The organism is Chitinibacter sp. SCUT-21, from assembly GCA_041874755.1.
Taxonomy (GTDB): Bacteria; Pseudomonadota; Gammaproteobacteria; order Burkholderiales; family Chitinibacteraceae; genus Chitinibacter.
Genome location: CP102611.1, coordinates 1,003,215 through 1,022,913 on the forward strand (window position 1 = coordinate 1,003,215; position 19,699 = coordinate 1,022,913).

12 protein-coding genes and 1 tRNA gene are annotated in these 19,699 nt (G+C 52.7%); 6 read left to right on the forward strand and 7 right to left on the reverse strand.

Going from position 1 to position 19,699, the window contains the following annotated elements:
- Positions 1–123: 123 nt before the first annotated feature.
- Both ssb and NT239_04690 read right to left on the reverse strand, forming a co-directional pair.
- The gene (ssb, locus tag NT239_04685) at positions 124–636 is read right to left on the reverse strand and encodes a single-stranded DNA-binding protein (protein XGA72145.1); all 513 of its coding nucleotides are present in this window, start codon (positions 634–636) and stop codon (positions 124–126) included.
- Entirely contained in the window at positions 637–2,001 is a 1,365-nt protein-coding gene (locus NT239_04690; protein XGA72773.1) for an MFS transporter, read from the reverse strand.
- A gap of 210 nt (positions 2,002–2,211) precedes the next feature.
- Between NT239_04690 and uvrA the strand changes: the two genes are divergently transcribed.
- Entirely contained in the window at positions 2,212–5,070 is a 2,859-nt protein-coding gene (gene uvrA, locus NT239_04695) for an excinuclease ABC subunit UvrA (protein ID XGA72146.1), read from the forward strand.
- Between the two features lie 205 nt (positions 5,071–5,275).
- Here uvrA and NT239_04700 read toward each other — a convergent pair whose 3' ends face one another.
- Complete coding sequence (locus NT239_04700; GenBank protein ID XGA72147.1) at positions 5,276–6,670, reverse strand: KAP family NTPase; 1,395 nt, start codon at positions 6,668–6,670, stop codon at positions 5,276–5,278.
- 749 nt (positions 6,671–7,419) lie between these two features.
- Between NT239_04700 and NT239_04705 the strand changes: the two genes are divergently transcribed.
- Positions 7,420–8,373, forward strand: coding sequence for a TIGR01212 family radical SAM protein (locus NT239_04705; protein ID XGA72148.1), 954 nt, complete (start codon positions 7,420–7,422; stop codon positions 8,371–8,373).
- Positions 8,374–8,425: 52 nt separating this feature from the next.
- Here the strand turns inward: NT239_04705 and NT239_04710 are convergent, their stop codons facing one another.
- From NT239_04710 to NT239_04720, 3 genes are all read right to left on the reverse strand, one after another.
- Positions 8,426–8,776: an SMI1/KNR4 family protein gene (locus NT239_04710; GenBank protein ID XGA72149.1), complete on the reverse strand. Its 351-nt coding sequence runs from the start codon at positions 8,774–8,776 to the stop codon at positions 8,426–8,428.
- A 19-nt stretch (positions 8,777–8,795) separates the two neighbouring features.
- Complete coding sequence (locus NT239_04715) at positions 8,796–9,281, reverse strand: DUF2004 domain-containing protein (protein XGA72150.1); 486 nt, start codon at positions 9,279–9,281, stop codon at positions 8,796–8,798.
- Between the two features lie 160 nt (positions 9,282–9,441).
- Entirely contained in the window at positions 9,442–11,976 is a 2,535-nt protein-coding gene (locus NT239_04720) for a carbohydate-binding domain-containing protein (GenBank protein ID XGA72151.1), read from the reverse strand.
- 277 nt (positions 11,977–12,253) lie between these two features.
- Between NT239_04720 and NT239_04725 the strand changes: the two genes are divergently transcribed.
- Both NT239_04725 and purL read left to right on the forward strand, forming a co-directional pair.
- A complete protein-coding gene (locus NT239_04725) occupies positions 12,254–13,108 on the forward strand; it encodes an AraC family transcriptional regulator (protein ID XGA72152.1) in 855 nt (284 codons plus the stop codon).
- A gap of 254 nt (positions 13,109–13,362) precedes the next feature.
- Positions 13,363–17,334, forward strand: coding sequence for a phosphoribosylformylglycinamidine synthase (gene purL, locus NT239_04730; protein XGA72153.1), 3,972 nt, complete (start codon positions 13,363–13,365; stop codon positions 17,332–17,334).
- Between the two features lie 304 nt (positions 17,335–17,638).
- On the opposite strand, the gene NT239_04735 is transcribed toward purL, so the two are convergent.
- A complete protein-coding gene (locus NT239_04735; GenBank protein ID XGA72154.1) occupies positions 17,639–18,145 on the reverse strand; it encodes a hypothetical protein in 507 nt (168 codons plus the stop codon).
- 186 nt (positions 18,146–18,331) lie between these two features.
- On the opposite strand from NT239_04735, the gene NT239_04740 reads away from it, so the two are divergent.
- Positions 18,332–18,416, forward strand: a tRNA-Leu gene (locus NT239_04740).
- 285 nt (positions 18,417–18,701) lie between these two features.
- Complete coding sequence (locus NT239_04745) at positions 18,702–19,634, forward strand: IS5 family transposase (GenBank protein ID XGA72155.1); 933 nt, start codon at positions 18,702–18,704, stop codon at positions 19,632–19,634.
- Positions 19,635–19,699: the final 65 nt, after the last annotated feature.

A 19,699-nucleotide genomic window follows, 5' to 3' on the forward strand; every position in this document is an offset into this window, starting at 1 on the left:
TAAGGGTAAACGGCCATTTTGTCTGTTTTGCTCGCCAGTTATGGTTCGACAAGCTCACCACGAACGGCTTAAGTGAACGGCATTACTCACATGGAGGGATTTAAATTGCAATAACCCTGCGCATTAAAACGGAATATCGTCTTCAAAATCATCAAAGCTTTTCGCTGGGCGCGCGGCTGGCTGTGGCGCTGCTTGGCGTGGGGCTGATTGTTGTGGGGCGCTGTATTCTTGGTTGAAGTCGTCACCACCGTAGCCACCTTGGCCACCTTGCGAACCACCCATGCCACCGCCCATACCACCACGGCCGCCGAGCATTTTCATCTCATCAGCGATAATTTCAGTGGTGTAGCGATCGGCGCCAGTTTGTTTGTCTTGCCATTTACGCGTTTGCAGACGGCCTTCGATATACACTTGGCTGCCTTTTTTCAGGTATTCGCCAGCGATTTCAGCCAAGCGGCCGTACATCGTGATGTTGTGCCATTCGGTTTTTTCTTGCTTTGAACCGGTGTTTTTGTCTTTCCAGCTCTCGGTGGTAGCAATAGAGAAATTGCACACCGCGCCACCACTTGGCAAGAAACGTGATTCTGGGTCTTTACCCAGATTGCCGATCAGCAGCACTTTGTTTAACGATGCCATTTAGTTGGTCTCCGCAATCAGTTGTTGTGCTGCCGCTTCATCCCAGCCATCTTGCAGGACTTTCAGCAAAGCAACACGTTCTTCAATCAGTACAACGGCTTCTTTCACGCCGTCAATGGCGCCTAGTTTAGCAGACAGTTCGGCCGCATTGCCCGACCAATCTTCGCCGATGTGAAACATTTGTGTTTTTACTGGCAGCGGCGGCTGCATGCCCCACGATACCACCAACCAAACCGCCATCAGCCCCGCGCACAGCGCAAAAACCGGCGTCGCGCTATTGTAGTGTTGGTACAACCAGCCAGCCAAAGCCGAGCCCATAAACATACTGGCGGACTGACAAGTGTTGTACACCCCCATCGCCGTGCCTTTTGCTGCGGTCGGGGCGATTTTGGAAATCAGGCTCGGCTGCGTTGCTTCCAAAATATTGAACGCAATAAAATAAATACCCAGCCAGATCACAATCGCGGTCAAGCTTGGCAGCCACAGCGTCATACCCAATTGCGCGATCAGCATTAGCGCGATGGCAAACACAAACACTTCTTTTAAATGGCGTTTTTTCTCGCCATAAATAATCGCCGGCACCATCAGCACAAAGCCCACCAGCACCACCGGCAAATACACCCACCAGTGATGCGCCACATCAATGCCACCGATATTTTTCAGCATCAATGGCATTACGGTAAACATCGCCATTTGCGCCGCGTGCAGCGCAAATACGCCGTAGTTCAGGCGCAATAGCTGCGGGTCTTTTAATACTTGCGGTAGCCGTGAGGTATTGGCTTCAGCGTCGGAGTGAAAGCGGCTAATGGTCGGGTTTGGAATAATTTTCCACACGCCAATCATCGCCGAGACGGTCAAGAACGCCGTTAATAAAAAGATACCGGGCAGGCCAATCAGCTGCGCTAGCGTTGGGGCGGCGACTAGCGACACGGCAAACGTCGTGGCAATACTGGCGCCGATCATCGCCATCGCTTTGGTGCGATTTTCTTCGCGTGTTAAATCGGCCAGTAGTGCCGTTACCGCCGCCGAAATCGCGCCCGCGCCCTGCACCGCGCGGCCAATAATCAGCCAGACAATATGATCGGCCAACGCACACATAATCGAGCCCAGCGCAAACAGCGCCAAGCCGATATAGATCACCTTTTTGCGGCCCACATGGTCAGACCACATGCCAAACGGCAATTGCAGCAAGGCTTGCGTGAGGCCATACGCGCCAAAAGCCAAACCCACCATGGCGTGATTATCACCGCCCGGCAAATGGCCGGCATACACCGCAAAGACCGGTAAAATCAAAAACATACCCAGCATACGCAGGGCGTACAAACCCGCCAAACCACTGGCGGCGCGCATTTCTAAGCGACTCATCATATTTTTTTCTATCTCCTGAGCCGGAGGGCATAGCCCTAGCCGCGCTGCCTAGCTGTGGCAGCGGCGCGTATTCTACCTGATTGCAGCAGCGCCAATTCGATCAATTTGCCACTGAATTAGCGCATACAGAACAATCGTACTATGTACTATCAAGCGGCGGCATAAAGCGCTACAATCTTTGATTGATTTCAATTGCCGGACAACGCCATGTATCGCCCTGCTTCGTTAGAGCCAGACCAGCCGATGATCCGCATTCGCGGCGCGCGGACGCACAATTTAAAAAACGTTAGCCTCGATCTGCCACGCGGCAAATTGGTGGTGATTACCGGCCTCTCGGGTTCGGGCAAATCATCGCTGGCGTTTGATACCTTGTACGCCGAAGGCCAACGCCGCTATGTTGAATCGCTGTCGGCCTACGCGCGGCAATTCTTGCAATTGATGGAAAAACCGGACGTTGATTTGATCGAGGGCCTCAGCCCCGCGATCTCGATCGAACAAAAAGCCACCAGCCACAACCCGCGCTCCACGGTGGGCACCGTCACCGAAATTCACGACTACCTACGTTTGCTATTCGCCCGCGTCGGCACGCCCTACTGCCCCGAGCACGATCAGCCGCTGCAAAGCCAAACTGTCAGCCAGATGGTCGACCATGTGTTGGCGCTGCCCGAAGACACCAAGCTGATGGTGCTCGCGCCGGTGGTGATCGGCAAAAAAGGCGAAAACGTCGATTTATTTGAAGAGCTGCGCGCGCAAGGCTTTGTGCGCGTGCGCGTTGACGGCGAAGTGTTTGAGCTTGATGAAACGCCCAAACTCGACAAAAACAAAAAACACACGATTGAAGTGGTGATCGACCGTCTCAAAGTGCGTGCTGATTTGCAGCAGCGCTTGGCCGAAAGTTTTGAGACCGCACTGCGCCACGCCGATGGCCGCGCGATTGCGGTGGAGATGGATTCAGGCCAAGAACATTGGTTCTCGGCCAAATTTGCCTGCCCGGTCTGCAGCTACAGCCTGCCCGAACTTGAGCCGCGTTTGTTCTCGTTTAACAACCCAATGGGTGCGTGTCCAAGCTGTGATGGCTTGGGGCAAAAAACCTTTTTCGACCCGAAACGCGTTGTGGCGCACCCCGAAATCAGCCTCGCCGCTGGCGCGATCAAGGGCTGGGATAAGCGCAATCAGTTTTATTTCCAGATGCTGACCAGCCTAGCAACGCATTACGGTTTTGACACCGCCACGCCGTGGGAAGAACTAGATAGTAAATTGCAGCACATCATCCTGCACGGCTCGGGCCGCGAGGAAATTGCGTTTATTTATATGAACGAGCGCGGCAGCAAGTTCGAGCGCGTGCATAGCTTTGAAGGCATTATTCCGAATCTGGAACGCCGCTATCGCGAAACCGATTCAATGTCGGTGCGTGAAGAACTCGCCAAATACCAAAACAACCAAGTCTGCCCCGTTTGCGACGGCGCGCGCCTGCGCAAAGAAGCCCGCCATGTACGGGTCGGGGGTAACAACCTGCACGCCTTATCTAGATTGGCCTTGCGAGACACACTGCACTTCTTCCAAAGCTTGGAATTAGAAGGCAGCAAGGCGCAGATTGCCGAAAAAATCGTTAAAGAAATCAGTGAGCGCTTGGGCTTCTTGGTCAACGTCGGCCTCGATTATCTATGCCTAGAGCGCAGCGCCGATACGCTATCGGGCGGCGAAGCGCAGCGGATTCGCCTTGCCAGCCAAATTGGCTCCGGCCTGACCGGCGTGATGTACGTGCTCGACGAGCCTTCGATCGGCCTGCACCAGCGCGATAACGACCGACTGATCGGTACGCTGATGCACCTGCGCGATTTGGATAACACGGTGATCGTCGTCGAGCACGACGAAGACGCGATGCGCGCCGCCGATTATCTGGTCGACATGGGCCCGGGTGCGGGCGTGCACGGCGGGCAAGTGATCGCGGTGGGTACACCGGAAGAAGTCTTCAACAACCCTGATTCGATCACCGGCCAGTTTATGACCGGCAAGCGCAAAATCGCGCAGCCGGAACAGCGCCGCGTACCCGACCCAGAGCGTTGGCTGCATCTGATCGGCGCAACCGGCAATAATCTAAAAGACGTGACGCTCGAATTACCTGTTGGCCTGATGGTCTGCATCACCGGCGTCTCGGGCTCGGGCAAATCGACGCTGATCAACGACACGCTGTACAGCATCGCCGCGCGCGACTTGAACGGCGCCGGATGCGAGCCTGCGCCGTATCGCGAAGTGAAAGGCTTAGAGCATTTCGACAAAGTCATCAACGTCGATCAATCGCCAATCGGGCGCACGCCGCGCTCGAATCCGGCCACCTACACCGGCCTGTTTACGCCGATCCGTGAGCTATTTGCCGGCGTTCCCGTCGCGCGCGAACGCGGCTACGGCCCGGGGCGATTCTCGTTCAACGTCAAGGGCGGGCGCTGCGAAGCGTGTCAGGGCGATGGCGTGATCAAGGTGGAAATGCACTTCTTGCCCGACGTGTACGTGCCGTGCGACGTCTGCCACGGCCTGCGTTACAACCGCGAAACGCTGGAAGTGCACTACAAAGGCAAGAGCATCACTGAAGTGCTGAATATGACGGTCGAAGACGCGCTCGAATTCTTCAGCGCCGTCCCCACCGTGGCGCGCAAACTGCAAACGCTGCTCGACGTCGGCCTCGGTTACATCCGCCTCGGCCAAAGCGCGACGACGCTATCGGGCGGTGAAGCGCAGCGTGTCAAACTCGCGCTCGAACTCTCAAAGCGCGACACCGGCCGCACGCTGTATATCTTGGACGAACCCACCACCGGCCTGCACTTCCACGACATCGACCTGCTACTTAAAGTCGTTCAGCGCCTATCCAGCCACGGCAATACCGTGGTGGTGATCGAGCACAATCTGGACGTGATTAAAACGGCGGATTGGGTGATTGATCTAGGGCCAGAAGGCGGTGCAGGCGGCGGCCAAATCGTCGCCACCGGCAGCCCAGAAGACGTCGCACGCAATATGGCGAGTCATACGGGGCTGTATTTAGCGAGGGCGTTGGGGATTCCGAGGGAATAATCTTCTTGATGGGTATATGGCTGTAGCCAATTATTAGATTGGATTATGGACATATACCCATACAGCACCAGCGTAGGGCGGGTTAGCCGAAGGCGCGCCCCGAAGGAAGTACCCTTGGGGTGTAACCCGCCATTTTGGTGATTGATTCAAACAACAGCTCAGCGCGGGTCAAGACCAGCCCAACATAATTAGATAGCTCACTTTATTATTTAAGCGATGCGGAAAGCTCAACCAACTCCAAATAATCCTGAGTGTTAAGTTCAATTTCTCTTCGATTTTTCTCGGCTGAGTATTTTGCAAGTGCAGTATAAAAGCTAGTATTGCGCCCCTCACTCATTTTTCGATAAAAATGAGCCTCATCTGGATACTTCGGATAAGGATGCCCAAAATCATTCTTAAATTCAATTTTCGTCTCACAACAAAGCGCATCATCAATTAGCACTCTTGCACTTTCAGTATTTATTTTTTTTCTCGACAGAAACTCCATATTTGGTGCTTTAGCTCCACCATTACGTGCTTCATAAATATCTTTGTAGTGTGAAAACTCGATCAGCAGCACAAGAATACTTACTAAATTAATAGGAAACCCTTCTTCAACCTCTTGCTTTTTTGCTCTTAGACAGCCAAAAAAACGCGCCAACAGCTGATCAACGTCACGTAGGCTCAACTCATAAACTAAAGACAGCTCTGTCACCCAATAATTAAAATCTTTCGGATATAAGTCAAAGTATTCCAAAACATTAGAGTATTCTGGCTTTAAAGTACGAATATAATCTGAAACATTTGATTCAGGTAGACTTGCAATTCGATCAAAAAACCTACGTAAGTAGGTCTCAGAGTCGAAGCCTTCTCCATAAATAACTTTAATCGCGTGTGTTATTTGTGATGTATCTGTTGCTACAACAAAAACAAAACCTGAAACATTAAAAAAATGTTTTATTGACTCAAGTAGCTCGACTGCATAATTCGGGCGACAGCGGTCTAATTCATCAATAAATACAAATATTGGCAATTGGCATTGCATATTTACTCTTAGTGACTCAGCTAGAGCTGCCAACTCCGATTTTATCGAATTAATGGCATTTATTTGCTCGTTAAAATCGCTAGTAATGCACGCAAGATAATCTTTTGGGTCTTTCTCTAATATTTGCTTCACTCCCTCAATGCCCATTGAAGCATCATCCAGTAGTTTTTTTGTTGCAAAACCAGCAGCAACAATAGCTGTACCTTTTAGAAATTTGCCAATTGCTGCGCTTACTTGATCAAACGTTTCCCCAGCAACTTCATTGAGAGCGGAAAGCTGGGTGAGGAGTTCACTGGCCACCACTTGCAATGGTTCATTACTAAAATCACTAACCCAAGCATCAACAAATACACAGGGATGGTGCTGTGCCATTGCCTCCACATACAAACGCCTCAACATTTCTGTTTTACCGGAGCCCCAACGTGAATCAATGTTGAGTACATAACCATTTTTTTCTTCAATCAAATAAGTGAGTAGAAACTTGCCATATTTTTCTCTATTGAGCAGACATGAGTTCCATTGATGCGTTTTTTTCCAATCTGCAAATTTAGACTTATCGATGAGATCTGTGGTCATGACGTAGGCACTATGTTTGATTTATGTAAGAATTCTACCAAGTTTTTAGCACTATTACATTTTGAATCGCCATGGATTGGCGGCTGTGCGCCGCGGCACTTACTTTCCTTGCTTCGCCAAGGAAAGTAAGCAAAGGAAGGCGACCCGGGCGAAAAGCGCTCCGCGCTGCCCTTGCTTCGTCGTGAGCCAAACGATAAAACTGTTTGTCTCCCTCCTCGCCGCGGTTTTCGCTACACGGGAATTCAAGCCCAAGACCGACCACTGCGGCACATACCTGCCTCAGTGTTACTCTAGGGATAAATACTGCTATGGCTCAGCTAGGTATACCCACGGGTCGGCTGAAGCCGAACCTACAACTACAGCCGATTAGGACGAGAAGCCCGTGGAGCCGCGCCGTTCGGGAGGCGGTTGGCAAGGTTTTAAGATGCGGCTGTTTGAGCGTTGCGACGCTAGCGCAACGCGAGTTTGCCGCATCGCCTTGCCAATTGCTGGACGGACGGGGTTTCGCGGCGATCGGGCGCGTTAGGGTTATCAGGGGCAAGGCAAGACTGCCCCTGATTCGTCCGGCGGGCGAAACCGCCGGTTCACCGCCTGCGCAGCAGGCTATACACACGCCAAACAACTGCAATGTCAATCCCAGAAGAGCTTAGGCATAAAAGTCCATTCAATCCCCCCTGCGCCACATCAATACGCCAAATACACCACTGCGATATAAAAGCACTACGACTTCAATCACTTAGCTGCCGACTATGTTCAACGCCAACTCCTTCCGCCTGCATCCGCGCCGCTTTTCGTCGTGGATTGATATTAGCCACGCCAAGTACGGCGGGCGGGTGCAGAAGGTGTCGATTGCGGCGGATTTTACTTGCCCGAATCGCGACGGCACCAAAGGTACTTTGGGCTGTACTTTTTGCAATAATGCGGGGTTTATTCCGCAGTATGCGCGTGAAAACCCCAACGATATTACCCTGCAGATCGATACCGGGCTGGAGTTTCTACGCCGCCGCTATCCACGCACCAAATTGTGGGTCGCCTATTTTCAGGCGTATAGCAATACCTACGGCGAGATCGACCGTTTGATCGAGACCTACCAAACCGCGCTGCGCCACCGCGACATTAGCGGTTTGGTGATCGGCACGCGGCCCGATTGTGTGTCCGATGATTTGCTCGATTATCTGGCTGAATTGTCCGAACGCTATTTGATCGAGCTGGAATTGGGCGTGGAATCGACGTGCGATCAGGCGCTGGTTGCGGTCAATCGCGGGCATGATTTTGCTTGCAGCGTCGATGCGATTGAACGCGCCGCGGCGCGTGATTTAAGCGTCAGCGCGCATTTGTTGTTTGGCTTGCCGGGCGAAAGCCGCGACAGCATGCTGGCCGCCGCCGATGTGTTATCGAAGCTGCCGCTGGCGTCGCTGAAATTTCATCAACTGCAAATTGTGAAAGGCACGCAAATGGCGAACCAATGGCGGCAAGACCCGGCCAGCCTGCCGATTATGCCGCTTGATGATTATGTAGAATTACTCGCCGATTTTGTCGAGCGACTGAACCCGAATATCGCGATTCAGCGCGTCGGTAGCGAAGTGCCACCCTCGCTGCGCCTCGCGCCAGATTGGTCGCTGCGATTATCGGAATTGGCGCCAATGCTGACCGAAAAACTCGCGCTGCGGCGTAGCTGGCATGGCAGTTTGTGGCGCGGCTAGCTGGGCTTGCCTTAGCAAGTGCTTAACTGGGCAAAATCATCGGCCACTTTGCTCAACTCGCCTGATTCATGCGACCAAAGATAGACCGCGGGGTTAAAGGCATGTGCGGTGCGGATAAACACCAGTTGATCGCCACAACCATTGCTGGCAATGGCGATCGCATTGGCGGGAAAAAGCCGCAATCTTGATAGAAAGCGGTTTCTTTCAGAATGTGGTTGCAGCTGCGCGCCAACCTTTTACGATCGGAAGTATCCGCAATCGGATGCTGCTGCCAACTGTCTCCCTGCGCCAATACACAGCCGCCATTGTGCTGTTGCATGGCTTGGCGATATGAAGCTGGCAGCGTCGCCCCCAATGCTTGCTCGGCGGCTTGGATAAATTCTTCATTCAGATCGAATGCCATTTTGCACTCCAACAGGCCATCAGCTTTCCATGTCGATGCTGACTAATTCGCCTTCCTGATCAAAGGTGACCGCCAATAGATAGTTGGTATATTCTTCGGGAAACTGCACGTCGCAAACCATAAAGTACTCCGACTCATCCGGATAGACACCAATTCGCGTGAGTTGGATTGCCGCCATAAAGGCGCTTTTATCGATGTCAGTCGCACCAAAAATTGCTTGCAGTTCTTCTTCCGAAAATTGTTCGAGGTGATGCTGCAGATAAAAACGCGCCGCGCCTTCGTCTTCCTCTAAATCGAAATCATCGGCAATCGCCGCCATCACTTTGGCAGGGTATTGTTCAAGCGACGCCAAGCAGGCCTGCAGCTGTTGCAGCGCCTCACCTTCGATCGAGTCCGAATCAAAATTAAGGTCGATATTGACTTCATGCCCGTGTAGCTGCACCGTTGATTCGTAACACTCTTCCAACTCGGCGGGATCAAACTCGGGAAAATCGGCTAATTGCATTGGCAAACCTTTTTTGTAAAAACGAAAAAACAACTTAGCGCATTGCTTTATTTTTCACAAACCAAGTACAGCTTCAGTTGCAAGAAAACCCCCTGCCAATATTGAGCAGCCATAAAAAAGCCTTGGCTTACGCCAAGGCTTTTTGCTAAGCAAACGCAGCTTATACCGCAACAACGCGGCTGCGGCGGTTGTTGCTGCTAAACGCTGCAACTTTCATCGTTGTGGTGGCAGCGACTGGGCCGGTGTACAGCGGCGAGGCTGGCGTTGGGTCTGAGCCGTCGGTGGTGTAGCGAATCGCCAAGCCGGGCGCCGATGTGTTGGCGTACAGCTTGCCCGCTTCGACTTTCACGCCCGGCAATGGGATACGGTAGCCGTAGCCGCCGAAGTCTTCCGAACGTGGGAAGCCATCGAGGCGTGGCAATTCGCGTTGGCCCAAGCGGTTGGCAAATTCGTTCCAATCCGCGTCGATCTTGGCTTGACGCGCGGCGGCATCGGCGATCGAAGTCCAAGCGGGGTCTTTCGCCCAAGCGCGCTCTGCCAAAGCGATCGTGCGTGGCATCGCCAAGTATTCCAGACGGCCGCGGTTGCGGATGTTTTCCGCCCACAATTGCCCTTGAATACCGATGATGTTTTTGGTTCCTTCTGGCGTCAGGCGCACTTTGCTGGCGATATTGTCTTTATCCAGCGGCTGGCCAAATAGATTGACCGTGGCGGTGGTGAAAATATCGAGCGGTACAAATTCAAACGCGCCGCGCGTTTCGATAAAGCCGCCCCAGTAGTAGCCAGGCTCAAGCGGGTCTTTGCTGTAGGCCAAGTCGAAGTACAAGTTCGTTACGTTCGACAATACCGTTTTGTAGCCGGCGTTGGCCAATTGGTAAGCGAAGTCTTCCTGACCCCAGCCCCATACGTTATTCCATACATAAGGGCGGAAGTTGGCGTTGACGAATTCTGGGTTTGGGCCGTGCGTGTGTACGCCGTTGACTTCTTTTTTCACCAGCGCAATTTCTTCCCAGCCGCCAAATACCAAGCCGTATTTTTTCAGCAGGTCGCGGTAGCGCGCGAGGAAGTAGTTTTGCAGCTCGACGATTTGCGTCATGCCTTGTTCTTTCATAAAGGCTTGGCAAATCGGCGATTGCTCCCACGCGCCGTGCGGCACTTCGTCACCACCGGTGTGCATGGTCGTGAATGGTGCACCGGCTTCGGCGAACATGTCTTTCACATCATGCAACACGGTTTCGATGAAGTTGTAGCACGATTCGAGCGCAATACAGATCACGTTGTCGTGCCACAACTGCACCGATTCGTACACCGATGCATCGTTAAAGTCACACAGCAGATATTGCTTGGCTTCCGCTTCGCGGCCTTCGGCCATCAAACGCGTGTAGCGCACATTCATCGCTTTGATCGCGGCGCGGGCGTGGCCTGGCACGTCGATTTCTGGCACCACTTCGATATGGCGCGCGGTGGCGTACTTCAAGATTTCGATGAAGTCAGCTTTGCTGTAGTAACCACTACCCGCTTTACCCGCTACGTCGCCGCCCGAGCCAAAGCATGGCACCAGATTATCGGTTTCATCCGCCGTGTAGCCGCGCAAGCTACCGATTTCGGTTAGTTCTGGCAGGCTAGGAATTTCCAAACGCCAGCCTTCATCATCAGTCAGATGGAAGTGGAACTGGTTCAATTTATACAGCGACATGCATTCGAGCAAACGCAGAATGGTTTCTTTGCTGGTGAAGTTACGGCCCACATCGAGATGCATGCCGCGGTACGCAAAGCGTGGCGCGTCAACAACTTTACACGCACCAACGGCCAGTTCTGCTTGTGGGTTCAGGAAGGCCGCCACTGGCAATAATTGACGCAAACTTTGAATGCCGTTGCACACGCCCGCAGCGCTCGCGCCGGTAATCACAATGCCTTGTGGCGTTACGTCGAGCTGATACGCTTCGTTCGGTGCCAAAGTATCGCTAACATTTACTGAGCCAATTTGCAGTTTGATCGTCGACGCGCCCGCTGGCGTAATTGCTGCGCGTTGCAGTGTTTTGCCGCTCACGTCGTGCAAGCTAGCTTGCAGCAAAGCCGCTTCATTGGCCAAATCAGCCGAGTGCACGATGTAGGTGTTTTTGTTAATGACAAACTCGCCGGCTGCGGCGGTGTAGCTTAATGGCGTTGGCGTGATTTTGCTGATGGCGTCGGCAGCAAGCAGGCTCAAGCCAGCATTTTGCTCATACGTGAGTGCCGCATTGGTCAGAGCGACTTGATCGTTGGCATTGCGGTGGCGCTGCTCTGGCGTCGCAAAATCGGCAATGGCAGGGTCGCCAATCACTTCCATCTGTGCGTTGGGCGTGCCTACGTCGTACACAATATAGAAACCCAGCGGGGCGTCGGTTTCGCTAATCACCCAGAACAGGCCTTCATAATCGAAGGTGCGCGTTTCACCAGGCTGAACGACGCCGAATTCGGCTTTAGGCTCTAGGCTCCAAAAATCGCCATTCACGTGCGTAACAAGCACATTGCCGCTCACCGTTTCAGGTTTGATTTTGCGGCAAGTGTTGAAATAAATCGCCCAACCTGATGCTGGCAGTGGCTGATCGGACAAATTGGTCAGCGTTAAGGTCGCGAGAAAATTATCGCCATTGTGGGCATTGGTTTTATTGGCCCAAGTGATTTTGAGATGCGCGCCAGCAGGTTTAGTCATTCTTGCTCTCCCTTCGATTTGTGGTCAGGGTTGTGAACCCATCCGAGCAGTTTAGAAGCCCGCGGCAATGAATGCCAAGCTTTGCGCGCGCCTTGTCTCTCGGATGATGCCAAGGAAAAAAGTTACCGTATTTATACCGTCCGGCGCCGATAAAAAATCTACTATTAGCCCAAAACAGTTTAGAATCAGCCCGTTCGTAAGGTTTTACGATTAAGCCGCTGTTTCAAACAGCAGAGCACGATCAGCGCAAGATCTTAGCAAAGGGTACACAGGGAAAATGTTAATACGGGAATGGATAGGCAATTCGCAAGGGCATGCATGGCGCCTGAATCATCACATTGCCGAAGAGTTGCCGTTTAATCTGCATTTTCACCCGGAATACGAGCTAACACTGACCTTGGGTGGCCATGGCCAACGCCATATTGGCTCGGATCTGCAGGCTTTTGGCGAATGCGATTTGGCGTTGGTTGCGCCCAATCAGCCGCATAGCTGGCAGGCCGCGGCACGCAACGATGGGCACAAAATTGAGTTGCAAGTGGTGTTATTTCGGCTTGATTGGCTGGTTTCGCTGGCCGAAAACGGCATGCCAGAATTACGCCATCTGTGCCAATGGCTGGCCAATATCCGCCAAGGCGTCGTCTTTAGCGCGAGTTGCACGCAAACCATCATACCGCGCTTAGCGCATTTGCATGAGCTCAGCGGTTTAAAACGCCTAACCGCCCTACTCGATATTTTAACTGAGCTAGAACACGACCCTGCGCCGCGTTTTATTGATGGGCAACTCAGCCAGCTCGACCCAGATCGCCGTTTAGTGCGCGCGATGGCGCATTTACAAGATCACTATCAACACACAATCACGCTCGAACAACTCGCCCAAGTCGCCACTTGCAGCACGACCACGCTCAAGCGCCTGTTTGCGCAGCAAATGCAATCGAGCTTTAGCCAAGAGCTGACTCGGCTGCGCATTGCCCATGCCTGCAACCTGCTGCTGACCACCGAACGCGGAATAGATTGGGTGGCCAGCCAAAGCGGCTACCCGTGTTTAAGCCATTTTTATCAACAATTTAGCGAGCGTCAGGGCATGACGCCGAATGCGTTTCGCAAGCAAAGTAAAACCAGCGTCTCAGCCTAGATCGCCCCGGGGTATAGCCACCAAAAGCAAATTTAATCATGCTTTTATTAACTTACCCACCTACCCTATACATAAAAAGCCAAGCAACAAGCTTTCACAGTCTTTACGAGCAACCGTCATGCGATTTGATTTTGAGCTGAAATCAAGCCAAAGTATTCAATTAAGACGCCAATCAAGCCGCTTTCTTTCTCCAAGAACGTGTCATTTTTCGGTATCATTACGTACTTTTCGCCACATTTCTGGGTTCTATCGACATGGCCAATGTGCTCCAACTACGCGGCGGTACCGCCCTTTCACCGTTTCGGATTGAAAAACTCGCATCTGCGCTCGCCGCGCAAGGACTAACTGTTAACCTCTACGCCGAGTACTGGCACTTCGTCGAATTAGGCTCTGAACTCGCTAAGGAAGCGGCCTTAAGCGCCGACGAGCAAGCCGTGCTTGAGCGTATTCTGAGCTACGGCGAACCAGCTCAGCCTGCACTCGCGATCGGTGCTCCGATTTTGGTCTTGCCACGTTTGGGCACGATTTCACCATGGTCTTCGAAAGCGACCGATATCGCTTTGCACTGCGGCTTGCAAGGCAAAGTGGCCCGCATTGAGCGCGGCATGGCCGTCTACGCCAGCAAAGCGGATGGCTCGGCGCTGTCTACTGCAGAAAAAAATACACTGTTGCCGCTGATTCACGATCGCATGACCGAGCAAGTGTTTGACGGCTTGGCGGCGGGTAATGAACTATTCCGCCACTTTGAGCCGACTGAACTCAAATCAGTTGATATCCTCGGTGGTGGTCAAGCTGCGCTAGAACAAGCCAACGTTGAATACGGCCTGGCCTTGTCTAGCGACGAAATTGAATATTTGGTGGCTAACTTCACCAAACTCGGTCGCAACCCAACCGACGTTGAATTGACGATGTTCGCTCAGGCTAACTCTGAGCATTGCCGTCACAAAATTTTTAACGCGAACTTCATCATCGACGGCCAAGCGCAAGATTACAGCTTGTTCGGCATGATTCGCGAAACGCATAAAGCCTCTCCAGAAGGCACGGTCGTTGCCTACTCGGACAACTCATCCGTCATCGAAGGCGCAGAAATCGAGCGCTTCTTCCCTGCCAGCAACGGCGCAGAATACGGCTTTGAAAAGCAAAAAACCCACATTCTGATGAAAGTGGAAACGCACAATCACCCAACGGCGATTTCTCCGTTCCCCGGCGCGGCAACGGGCTCGGGCGGCGAGATTCGTGACGAAGGCGCAACGGGTCGCGGCTCAAAACCAAAAGCCGGTTTGTGCGGTTTTACCGTGTCGAACTTGAACGTGCCAGGCTACGTACAAGACTGGGAAAGCCCAGCGTACGGCAAACCAGATCGCATCGCTTCGGCGCTCGACATTATGATCGAAGGCCCGATTGGCGCAGCGGCGTTTAATAATGAATTTGGTCGCCCGAACTTGGCCGGCTACTTCCGTACGTTTGAGCTGGACGTGAACGGCGAGCGCCGCGGCTACCACAAACCGATTATGATCGCGGGTGGTTTGGGCAATATCAACGACGCGCACGTAACCAAAAACGGCCTGCCAGATGGCTCATTGCTGATTCAACTCGGCGGCCCAGGCATGTTGATCGGGATGGGCGGTGGCGCTGCGTCATCAATGGACACTGGCGCGAACGCAGCGGATCTCGATTTTGATTCGGTACAGCGCGGCAACCCAGAAATGGAACGCCGTTGTCAGGAAGTGATCGATCGCTGCTGGCAGCTGGGCGACAAAAACCCGATCCAGTCGATCCACGACGTCGGCGCAGGCGGTATCTCAAATGCCTTCCCAGAACTGGTGAACGACGCAGGCATGGGCGCGGTGTTTAACTTGCGTAAAGTGAACATCGAAGAACACGGCATGGCGCCAAAAGAAATCTGGTCGAACGAATCGCAAGAGCGTTATGTGCTCGGCATTCACCCGAACGATTTGCTGACTTTTGAAGCAATTTGCGAGCGCGAGCGTTGCCCGTTTGCGGTGATCGGCCACACCACTGACGAGCGCCATTTGACGGTGGAAGACCCGCATTTTGGCAATAAGCCAGTCGATATGCCGATGGATGTCTTGCTCGGCAAGCCACCAAAAATGACGCGTGATGTGACACGCGTGAAGCCAGAGCTTAAAGTATTCGATTCATCAGCTCTCGATTTGAAAGAGTCGCTGTATAAAGTATTGCAATTGCCTTCAGTGGCGGACAAATCGTTCCTGATTAATATCGGCGATCGTACTGTTGGCGGCTACACGGCGCGCGACCAAATGGTTGGTCCATGGCAAATTCCAGTGGCTGACGTTGCGGTTACTACCATGGGGTATAACACGCTACAAGGCGAAGCAATGGCCATGGGTGAACGCACCCCTCTAGCTTTGATTTCAGCCCCAGCATCTGGCCGTATGGCTGTCGGTGAAGCGCTGACCAACTTGGCCGCTGCGCCAATCGCTAAATTGGGCGACGTGAAATTATCGGCCAACTGGATGGCGCCAGCTGGCCACTCAGGCGAAGACGCAAACCTGTACGACACAGTGAAAGCAGTGGGTCTTGAGCTGTGCCGCGAATTGGGCGTGTCGATCCCAGTGGGTAAAGACTCGTTGTCGATGAAAACAGTGTGGGAAGACGGCGCTGAGAAAAAATCGGTCGTTGCGCCACTGTCGCTGATTATCTCTGGCTTTGCGCCAGTGACTGATGTGACCAAAACGCTGACGCCACAATTGGTGACAGGTGAAGACACCGACTTGTTGCTGATCGACTTGGGCACGGGCAAATGCCGTCTGGGCGGCTCGGCCTTGGCGCAAGTGAATGCCGAAATTGGTAATTGGGCGCCGGATGTTGTGAGCGTTGAGCACCTGAAATCATTCTTTGCCACAGTGCAAAAACTGAACGCTGACGGCAAGATTTTGGCTTACCACGATCGTTCGGACGGCGGCTTGATCGCGACGATTTCTGAAATGATGTTCGCCAGCCATTGCGGCGTAACGCTGGAAATCGACGAACTGTGTATCGACCGTCGTGTTCGCCAACGCCAGCAAGACGAAATTACGCCAGAAGACGTAGCGCGCGCTGAAAATGGCCGCGTAATGGGCGTGTTGTTCAATGAAGAATTGGGCGCGGTATTGCAAGTTCGTCGTAGCGATACGGCCGCGGTCATCGCTGCATTTATGCACGCCCACTTGGCTGGTGAGTTGCACGTGATTGGTACCACCAACCACGACGACAAGCTGAAAATCAAGAAACGCAACCGCATGTTGCTCGAAGAGCCACGCGTGAGCTTGCAACAAGCGTGGAGCAAAACCAGCTGGCAAGTTCAACGTCTACGCGACAATCCAGAATGCGCCGATGCTGAATACGCGCGAATTGCGGACAAGAGCGATAAAGGCCTGTTCGCCAAACTGACGTTCAACCCATCGGAAGACATCGCTGCGCCGTATATCTCCAAAGGCGCAAAACCACGCATCGCCATCTTGCGCGAGCAAGGCGTGAACGGTCACATCGAAATGGGCGCGGCGTTTAACCGTGCTGGCTTTGCAGCAACCGACGTTCACATGAGCGACGTGATTGCTGGCCGTGTGAATTTGGCTGACTTTATGGGCTTGGCGGCTTGCGGTGGTTTCTCGTACGGTGACGTATTGGGCGCAGGTGAAGGTTGGGCGAAATCGATTCTGTTTAACGCCGCAGCGCGTGCGCAGTTTGAAGCGTTCTTCAACCGCGCCGACACCTTCGGCTTGGGCGTGTGTAACGGTTGCCAAATGATGGCCAACTTGTCAGGCATTATCCCGGGCGCTGAACACTGGCCGAAATTTACTCGCAACCAGAGTGAGCAGTTTGAAGCGCGCTTTGTCACGGTAGAAGTGCCAAAATCGCCATCACTGTTCTTCAACGGCATGGCGGGCAGCCAAATGCCAGTTGTTGTGAGCCACGGTGAAGGTTTTGCGAACTTTAGCCAGCAAGGCGATATTAACAAGGCGCTGGTTGCAATGCGCTATGTCGATAGCCACGGCAAGCCGACGCAGCAATACCCGCTAAACCCGAACGGCAGTCCGAACGCGATCGCCGGTGTAACGACGCCTGACGGCCGCTTCAGCATCATGATGCCGCACCCAGAGCGCGTATTCCGCACCGTACAAAACAGCTGGCACCCAAGCGATTGGGAAGAAGACGGCGCATGGATGCGTATGTTCCGCAACGCTAGAGCCTTCCTAGGCTAAGAAGCGATACCCAAACAAAAGCCCCATCAAACGATGGGGCTTTTTTTCAGCCTGCTGACAAAGTGGAAGAACAAAATTTTTCAAGTCTCAGCAAAGCTGAGCCTAAGAAATAAGGCATTTCATTTGCAGCCTTATGTTCTATTCCCACCTCTCCCGTCCCCTTAGCCTTAGGCCACGGTCTTCGCTAGGGCACGTCGTGCCGAGCTGCGCCACGCCTTGAGGGGAGCCTCGCTGCGCGAGTGGGTGTGATTGATGACTGCCAGCATCTATGCCGCCAGCTGCAGGCAGCAGGTGGAGGCAAGTCTTAAACTTGCTCTTCAGTGATATGCAGCTCGATTTCAACGTTCTCAGCCGAATATTGAATCTGCGCCAGCAATACCGCGTCAACACGGTTAGCAAAACGACGCAGTGGGATAGAGCACTGCAGCGCAGGCCCCATTTCCGAACGGAATTCTTTTACATACTGCAGTGCGCCAACGTGATCGCTTTCCAACTCATCTTCGTGATCGCTAACGATGGTTTTGATTTTTTTGCGAATCTCTTTCAGCTCTTTAAACAACTCGCTCGATACTTCGCACAAATCGGCAAATTGCAAAGATACATCCACCACACTACCTGGCACCAAATAGCTCGCCAAAGTTTTTGAGCTATTTTTTAGTAATTCAAGCTGCTGCTCATCAAACACCAGCTGCAACGGAAAATATTCCTCAGACGCTTTTAAAGCCTGACGAATGCCATCATTGCTGCGCAAAGCTTCAGGCAATTTACTACTTGCGCGGGCGTTCACCACATAACGGGTTTTAGTGCTCATTACGTTCTCCAAAGTAAGTGGTAGATAGTGTATAGCGAGAGTGTGACGCTGCTTTTAATGTGTATCAAGTCTGATTACGCCAATCGATCTTTTTTCGAACAAGTAGTAGACAAGCTTATATAAATTGGTTAATATTCGCCTCCTCTGAATTGCACACCTCATCAAGCAATTCAGATTTTGTGAAGTGCGCGATTGGTGGAATTGGTAGACACGCAGCGTTGAGGTCGCTGTGCCGCAAGGCGTGCGAGTTCGAGTCTCGTGTTGCGCACCACTACATAGTTTTAAGTAATTCAAGAAAGTCCCAGAACCCGCATAAAGCCTAGCTTTGCGGGTTTTTTGTTGCCCATTGAATCCAATAAGATCCAGGTACAACCAGTACAAAACCTGCCCCCAAACCTGCCCCCGTACTACAATGGGGACAGGATATTGCAAAGGGGTGCATAATCTATGCCCAGAGCCAAAACTGAACCTGCGTCTAAAGCACTTCATCTTTTAACACCGCTCGAGGGCTTTGTTGCACAAATCAGCGGCGTAGTGCCGCTGGTAGAATAGCGGCATGAGCAAATCGGCACCCAACAAGTACAAAACCACCAACTGGCCAAGCTATCACGCCGCTTTGAAATCACGTGGCGCACTGATGATTTGGCTCGATCCAACGCTAAAATGGGCTGCTGAGCCCACCGGCAAACGCGGAAGAAACCCCACCTTCAGCGACGCCGCCATTCAGTTCTGCCTCACCATCAAATACCTATTCGGCCTAGCGTTGCGCCAAACCACAGGCATGATGGAAAGCCTACTGCGGCTTGCCAATTTAGATTGGGCCGTCCCTGATTCGAGCACGATCTCACGTCGACAGAAAACGCTCAAAGTCATTATTCCTGCCCGGCAAAGTCAAGGTGGATTGCATTTATTGGTCGATAGCACCGGCATCAAAATGCTCGGCGAAGGCGAATGGAAAACCAAAAAACATGGCGCTGAATATCGTCGGCAATGGCGCAAAGTTCACCTCGGCATTGATGCTGAAACCCTTGAAATTCGTGCCATTGAGGTTACCGACAATAAAACAGGTGATGCGCCCATGTTGCTGGAACTGATGAATCAGATTCCCGAGTCAGAACAGATTGCTGCGATTTACGGTGATGGCGCCTACGACACCAAAGAGTGCCACAATGCCATTGCGGCTCGTGGTGCGGCTGCGATTATTCCAACGCGCAAGAATGCTCAGTTTCGGAAAGAAAATACGGCGGGTGCACGAGCTCGCAATGCGATTTTGCATGCGACCAAGCACTTGGGGCGGGCGATCTGGAAAAAGTGGTCGGACTACCATCGACGCAGCTTGGTGGAAACCAAAATGCGTTGTTTTAAATTATTAGGTGAGCGGGTGATGGCGCGGGACTTTGATCGTCAGGTGGCGGAGTTGCAAGTGCGTGCTGCGATCTTAAATCGCTTCACGCAACTGGGCACGCCGACGACGGTGCGTATGGGATAAATCCGTCTGGGGTTTGGGGTAAATCGCTTTCAGGCTGATTTGTGCAACAAAGCCAATTCACATCA

Bases quoted from the DNA above. Each gene is read 5' to 3' on its own strand.
- ssb (XGA72145.1), bottom strand. From the start codon at position 636: ATGGCATCGTTAAACAAAGTGCTGCTGATCGGCAATCTGGGTAAAGAC.
- NT239_04690 (XGA72773.1), bottom strand. From the start codon at position 2,001: ATGAGTCGCTTAGAAATGCGCGCCGCCAGTGGTTTGGCGGGTTTGTAC.
- uvrA (XGA72146.1), top strand. From the start codon at position 2,212: ATGTATCGCCCTGCTTCGTTAGAGCCAGACCAGCCGATGATCCGCATT.
- NT239_04700 (XGA72147.1), bottom strand. From the start codon at position 6,670: ATGACCACAGATCTCATCGATAAGTCTAAATTTGCAGATTGGAAAAAA.
- NT239_04705 (XGA72148.1), top strand. From the start codon at position 7,420: ATGTTCAACGCCAACTCCTTCCGCCTGCATCCGCGCCGCTTTTCGTCG.
- NT239_04710 (XGA72149.1), bottom strand. From the start codon at position 8,776: ATGGCATTCGATCTGAATGAAGAATTTATCCAAGCCGCCGAGCAAGCA.
- NT239_04715 (XGA72150.1), bottom strand. From the start codon at position 9,281: ATGCAATTAGCCGATTTTCCCGAGTTTGATCCCGCCGAGTTGGAAGAG.
- NT239_04720 (XGA72151.1), bottom strand. From the start codon at position 11,976: ATGACTAAACCTGCTGGCGCGCATCTCAAAATCACTTGGGCCAATAAA.
- NT239_04725 (XGA72152.1), top strand. From the start codon at position 12,254: ATGTTAATACGGGAATGGATAGGCAATTCGCAAGGGCATGCATGGCGC.
- purL (XGA72153.1), top strand. From the start codon at position 13,363: ATGGCCAATGTGCTCCAACTACGCGGCGGTACCGCCCTTTCACCGTTT.
- NT239_04735 (XGA72154.1), bottom strand. From the start codon at position 18,145: ATGAGCACTAAAACCCGTTATGTGGTGAACGCCCGCGCAAGTAGTAAA.
- NT239_04745 (XGA72155.1), top strand. From the start codon at position 18,702: ATGAGCAAATCGGCACCCAACAAGTACAAAACCACCAACTGGCCAAGC.